This is a genomic window from Streptomyces sp. WELS2, assembly GCF_013870595.1.
In the GTDB taxonomy this organism is placed as follows: Bacteria; Actinomycetota; Actinomycetes; order Streptomycetales; family Streptomycetaceae; genus Streptomyces.
Window position 1 is genome coordinate 1 of the sequence record NZ_JACBWZ010000351.1, and the last position, 6,121, is coordinate 6,121.

General features: G+C 70.5%; 4 protein-coding genes and 1 pseudogene. 3 read left to right on the forward strand and 2 right to left on the reverse strand.

From position 1 onward, the window contains the following. The 3 genes from H5J33_RS20095 to H5J33_RS20105 all read left to right on the forward strand — a co-directional run. The coding region (locus H5J33_RS20095; protein ID WP_181796320.1) for a transglycosylase domain-containing protein at positions 1-1,927 on the forward strand (1,927 nt) is incomplete at its 5' end. 46 nt (positions 1,928-1,973) lie between these two features. After that, the gene (locus tag H5J33_RS20100) at positions 1,974-3,275 is read left to right on the forward strand and encodes a hypothetical protein (RefSeq protein ID WP_181796321.1); all 1,302 of its coding nucleotides are present in this window, start codon (positions 1,974-1,976) and stop codon (positions 3,273-3,275) included. A gap of 187 nt (positions 3,276-3,462) precedes the next feature. Further along, positions 3,463-4,566, forward strand: coding sequence for an amidase domain-containing protein (locus H5J33_RS20105; RefSeq protein ID WP_309485449.1), 1,104 nt, complete (start codon positions 3,463-3,465; stop codon positions 4,564-4,566). Here H5J33_RS20105 and H5J33_RS20110 read toward each other — a convergent pair. Together H5J33_RS20110 and H5J33_RS20115 are read right to left on the reverse strand one after the other, a co-directional pair. Next, the gene (locus tag H5J33_RS20110) at positions 4,554-5,126 is read right to left on the reverse strand and encodes a DUF4383 domain-containing protein (protein WP_181796323.1); all 573 of its coding nucleotides are present in this window, start codon (positions 5,124-5,126) and stop codon (positions 4,554-4,556) included. The genes H5J33_RS20105 and H5J33_RS20110 overlap by 13 nt on opposite strands. Positions 5,127-5,245: 119 nt before the next feature. Further along, positions 5,246-6,121, reverse strand: a pseudogene (locus H5J33_RS20115) (hypothetical protein); the annotation flags it as partial.

Genomic DNA, 6,121 nt, shown 5'->3' on the forward strand with positions numbered 1-6,121 from the left:
GCGCCGCCTGAAGCCCGTCTATCCGCGCCCCGGCCGCACCGGCTGGCGCCGCTGGATACCCTCCTGGCGCCAGTGGATCGGCGGCCTCCTGGCCTCGTTCGGCATGCTCGGCGCGTTCCTGGTCACCGCGTACGCGATGACGGACATACCGAGCGACATCAACTCGTACGCCACCCAGCAGGACAACGTCTACTTCTGGTCCGACGGCACGCCCATGGCCCGTACGGGCTGGGTGCAGCGGCAGGCGATGCCGCTGGAGGACATACCGCAGGACGTGCGCTGGGCGGTGCTCGCGGCGGAGAACGAGAGTTTCTACTCGGACCCGGGCATATCCCTCAAAGGCATCAGCCGGGCACTTTTCCGTACGGTGGGCGAGGGGGACACCGAGGGCGGATCCACTATTACCCAGCAGTATGTGAAAAACGTTTACCTGACCCAGAATCAGACGGTCAGCCGTAAATTCACCGAGGCGATGATCGCCCTCAAGCTCGACAACAAGATGAGCAAGGACGAGATCCTGGAGGGCTATCTCAACACCAGCTGGTTCGGCCGCGGCACCTACGGCATCCAGCGTGCCGCCCAGGCCTACTACGGCAAGGACGTCGACAAACTCGACGTCTCCGAGGCGGCGATGCTCGCCTCGCTGCTCAAGGGCGCCGGTCTGTACGACCCCACGCTCGGCAAGGCCAACCACGCGCGGGCGGTGGAGCGCTGGTCCTGGATCCTGGACCGGATGGTCAAGATCGGCAAGCTGTCGAAGCAGGAGCGGGCCAGGTACACGACGTTCCCCGAGCCGCTGAGGACCAACCCGCTGTACGACACCGGCGAGCAGAGCGACTACCTGGTGGAGCTGGCGTCGAGTTACGCCAAGAAGGCCGCGCACCTGACGGACAAGCAGTTCGACCTGGGCGGCTACCAGATCTACACCACCTTCGACCGCAAGCGGGAGAAGGCCCTCACCGACGCCGTCACCAAGGCCCGCCGGAAGGCGCGGGACGACACTCCCGAGGCGGCGGAGAACGGTCACTACGGCGCCGCCTCGGTGGCCGCCGACGGCCGGATCCTCGCCGTCTACGGCGGCCCGGACCACCGCAAGCAGGGCTACAACGAGTCCAACGCCACCACGGTCCCGGCCGGCACCGCGTTCCTGCCGTTCGTCTACGCCGCCGGACTCGAACACGGTGTGCACAAGACGCGCAGCGGCCCCGCCACCCCCGTCGGCCCGGACAGCGTCTACGACGGCGACGACGGCGTGCCCGTCACCACGCCCGAGGGCCCGTACTGGGACCGCAGCGGCAAGAAGGTCGCCGCGCACAACGACGGCGGGAAGTCGTACGGGAAGATCACCCTGCGCGAGGCGCTCGCCAAGTCGGTGAACACCCCGTTCATGCAGCTCGGCATGGACGCCGGACTGGACAAGGTGCGCGACACCGCCATCGCCTCCGGGCTGCTGCGCTCCAGCATGGGCCCCCAGGTGCCCGGGCTGTCGCTGGGCACCTCCACGCCCAGCGCGATCCGGATGGCGAACGGCTACGCCACCTTCGCCGCCGGCGGCGACCACACCGAGCCGTACTCGGTGGTCCGGATCACCCGCAACGGCGCCCCGGTCGCGCTGAACACCCCGGGCCCGAAGCGGGCGGTCGCCGCGCGGGTGGCCGAGCAGGTCACCGAGGCGCTCGCCGACTCCTTCCGCACCGCCCACCCCGACGCGGCGGCCGGCCGGTCCGGGGTGGGCGGGAAGGCGGGCGGCACCGACAAGGACACCGCCGCCTGGTACGTCGGCACGGCCGACTCCGTGTCCACCGCGATCGTCGTCTACCGGATCGACCTGGCCAAGTCACTGGAGCCACTGCCGCTCCAGGGCCTGGCCGGGCCCGCCCACAGCGTCCCGTACGCCCTCTGGTCGGCCGCGACGGGCCTCGGCTGAGCCGGGATACGCCCGTCCACCCTCCCCTTCCAAGAATGAGCCGCGCATGCCCCGCAAGATGTCGTCGTCAGGCCGCCGTCGAGCCCCCCGCCGCCGCGGCGCGCCCCGTGCCACCCGCCCCCAGGTCCTGACCCTGGCCGCGCTCCTCGTCGCGGCCTCGCTGGTGGCCGGTTTCCTCGCGCTGTCCGGCACGGACAGCGACAGCACACCGGCCGCCGCGGGCCGGAAGACCAAGCCGCCGGCCGCGTCCCCCAAGCCCAGCCCCACCCCGTCCTGGGACGGCAAGGTCAAGGTCCTCGGGGACGGCTCGACCTCCTACACCGGCCCGCAGAAGGGCCAGTTGAAGCCGGTGCCGCTCAAGCCCGGCGAGAAGCCGCCCCAGTTCGTGGTCTTCTCCTGGGACGGCGCGCTGGAGGGCGGCGACCACCTGTTCTCGCACTACCGGGAGCTGGCGAAGCAGTACAACGCGCACATGACCTTCTTCCTCACCGGCATCTATCTGCTGCCCAAGAGCAAGAAGGCGCAGTACCACGGCCCCATGCACTCCCCCGGGGACGCCGCGATCGACTACGCCACCGACGACCACATCCGCACCACCGTGGAGGAGCTGGCCAAGGCGTACGAGGACGGCAACGAGATCGGCACGCACTTCAATGGCCACTTCTGCGGTGCCAAGGGCGGCGGTGACTGGAGCGTGGCGCAGTGGAAGAGCGAGATCGACCAGTTCTACGAGTTCGTGGAGCACTGGAAGACCAACACCGGCTTCACCGATCTGCCGCCGCTGCCCTTCGACTTCAAGCGGGAGGTCACCGGCGGCCGGGCGCCCTGCCTGGAAGGCCAGCCGAACCTGCTGAAGGCCATCAAGGACTACGGCTGGCGCTACGACGCCAGCTCCCCGGGCGACTTCCAGATATGGCCGTCGAAGAAGAACGGCATCTGGGACTTCCCGCTGCAGATGCTGCCGTACGAGAGCGGCAAGTACCAGGGCCTGTCCATGGACTTCAACTTCCTCTACAACCAGTCCGACGGCGAGACCCAGGGCGACCCGGCCAAGTTCCCCGAGTGGGAGCGGCGCACCGTCGACTCCTACATGTCCGGCTTCAACCGCGTCTACTACGGCAGCCGGGCGCCGCTGTTCATCGGCAACCACTTCGAGGACTGGAACGGCGGCATCTACATGAAGGCCATCGACCAGGTGGTCGAGAACGTGTGCACCAAGGAGGGCGTCAAGTGCGTCTCCTTCAAGGAGCTGGCGGACTGGCTCGACGCGCAGAAGCCGCAGACCCTGGCCGCCCTGCGGGGCCTCGACCCGGCCCAGTCGCCGGACTGGTCGGCGGTCGTCAAGTAACCGGTCAGCACGGCTGATTCCACTTGTGCGCCCCTCTTCACATCCGGTGTACCGGCCATGCGAAGATGCCCCTCTCCCGGTAGGTGTACCGGCGTAGAGGGGAACATCATTGAGATCCAGAAGACTGAGCCGTAAGCGGCGTCGTACGGCCATAGTGACCGCCGCGGCCGCCTCGGTGGTCGCCGGCGTGGCCTTGGTGCCGAACTGGAGCGCGGGCGCGGCGGTGACCGACGACCCGACGGTGGACGCGGCCACCAAGGCGACCTTCCAGCGGCTGGCCGACGCGGTCTTCACCGACCGCACGCAGGCCCTGGTGGAGGGCGCCGGAACGAAGGAGACCCGGCACACGGCCGGCTTCTCCGGTTCCGTGAGTCTGTCCGGCGGACAGTCGCGGGAGCAGACGTCGGCGCTGGAGCAGCTGCGCGACCGCCGCGGCCGGCTCGCCCGGCTGGGTGAGACGTACCGCGCGGGCAGCACGCGGGTCCGGCTCGACGCGACGCAGGTGAAGGGCCGCGAGGCGAAGGTCGCGGTCACCGAGACGACGACGCTGACGTACGGCAGGACCACGACGAAGAGCCCGGCGTCGACCGGCTTCCAGGCCCACCACGAGCTGACCTTCACGGCCGACCGGCACGGGAACTGGCGGCTCACCGGCATCCGCGACACCGACGACGGCTACCTCGCCGTGAACCAGGTCGCCAAGCCGGACGTCGCCAAGCCGCAGGCGGCGGCCGAGGACGACGGTCCGCCGAGCGCGGCCCGCGCCGCCACCACCTGGCCGGCGCCGGTCAACGCGAAGAACTTCTCCGCGAGCGGCTACGACTACAAGGCCATGGTCGCCTACGCGCAGAAGTACTGGAGCAGGTACAACCCGGACTACCCGGACTTCAACGGGCAGGGCGCCGGCGGCGACTGCACCAACTTCGTCAGCCAGGCGCTGAAGGCGGGCGGCTGGAAGCACGTGCCCGGGTACACGTACGACTTCCACAAGTGGTTCGGCAACTCCGAGATCCAGTCGGACTCGTTCGTCGGCGTGAACGAGTGGTCCTGGTTCGCCCTGTCGTCCAAGCGGGCCACCAGCCTCGCCAACGTCTACCAGGCGGACCTCGGCGACGTGATCCAGATGGACTTCAACCGTGACGGTTCGAAGGACCACACGATGATCGTCACTTCCCGGGACCGCCGGGGCGTGCCGTACGTGACCTACCACTCGACCAACACGTACAACCGGTCGGTGGCCAGCCTGGTCGCGTCGTACCCGAACGCGGCGTTCTACGCCTACCGGACCTGATCAGGTCCCTGCCGCGGGCCCTGCCGCCGGCCGCCCTCCTCGTGCGGGGAGGCCTCGGGGTGGCGGGCCCGCCAGTACGGATTGTCGTGCGGCAGCGCGTGACCGACCCGGCCGTACATGCCGAAGGTCATCAGCAGCAGGCCCACGACGAAGCTGAAGTACACGTTCTGGATCTTGAACGCCAGGAAGTTGTTCGGGGTGTCCAGCAGGCCGAGGAACAGGAAGCCGTTCAGCAGGAACAGCACGCCGAGGACCATGTTCAGGGTGGACGCGAAGTTCCCGCCGACGGCCGCGCCCACCAGCAGCAGCACGCCGATGCAGATCGACAGCACGCTGAGCGCGCCGTTGCTGTTCAGCCCGGCGACCTGGTTGCCGCCCGTGCTGAAGAAACCGATCTGGTCCAGCAGGCCGAGAATGCCGAAGGCGACCAGGAACGCGCCGATCAGGCCCGCCCCGGCGCGGTAGACCCGGTTGAGCCGGTGGTCCACGGGCAGATGGTCGTCCAGCCGGGTCCGCCGCCGTTCCCGGGCGTTCCTCGAATGCACCGCGTGTGTGGCCATGTCCGCCTCCTCGGGCGCTAGCGGAGGCCATTCGTCCGTTCACCCAATATCCACCGCCCCCGGCACCCCGGCAACACGCGGACCTCGCCGGCCGGGGTGACCGGTGCGGCCGTCCCGGCTCAGCGGGCGGTGCCGCGGTCCTCGCGGATGAGGGTCACCACCCGGGCCACGCTCTGCCGCACCGCCTCCGTCTCGGTGAGGAAGTGCCAGTAGTCGGGGTGGTGCTCCGCCAGGGTGCCGACCGCGCGCTCCAGCCGGGCCACCGCGTCGTCCAGGGGGCGGGCGTGCCGGGGGTCGGGCGTCGTGCGGCCCGCCATCGCGAGCCGCTGGGCGTCCCGGATCGCGAACCGGGTCCGCTCGATCTCCTCCTGCGGGTCCTTCTGTACGGCGTTCAGCCGGGCCAGCCGGTCACCGGCGGCCGACACCGCCTCGTCGGTGGCGTTCAGCAGCGCCCGTACGGTGGACAGCAGCGCGGTGGCGTCCGCCCACCGCTGGGCCTCCCGTGCCGCCCGCGCCTCCGCCAGCTTCAGCTCGGCCTGCCGTACGTTGTCGGCCGCCAGCCCGGGCACCTGCTGGAGGTCCTGCCAGCAGGCGGCGGTGAACCGGCGGCGCAGCTCGCTGAGGACCGGCTCCACCTGTCCGGCCCGGGTGGTCAGCGCCTGCGCCCGGGTGCGCAGGGACACCAGCCGGTGGTCGATCTCGGCCGCCCGCCCGGGCAGCCGCTCGGCCTCGGCCCGGATCGCCCCGGCCTCCCGCTGCACCCGCTCGGCCCGCTCCAGCGTGGCGTCCACCCCGTGCTGCCCGGCGCCCTGGTTCAGCCGGGTCAGTTCCGGGGCCAGGGCGGCGAGCCGTGCGGCCAGGTCGTCGGCCCGCAGCCGCCGCGCGCGTACGGCGTCCAGGGCGTTGCTCGCGGCCAGCAGCGACTGCCGGGCCCGCTCCACGGCGGGCGCCAGCCGGGCCAGCCGGGTCTCCGCCTTGTCCAGCAGCGGCCCGAG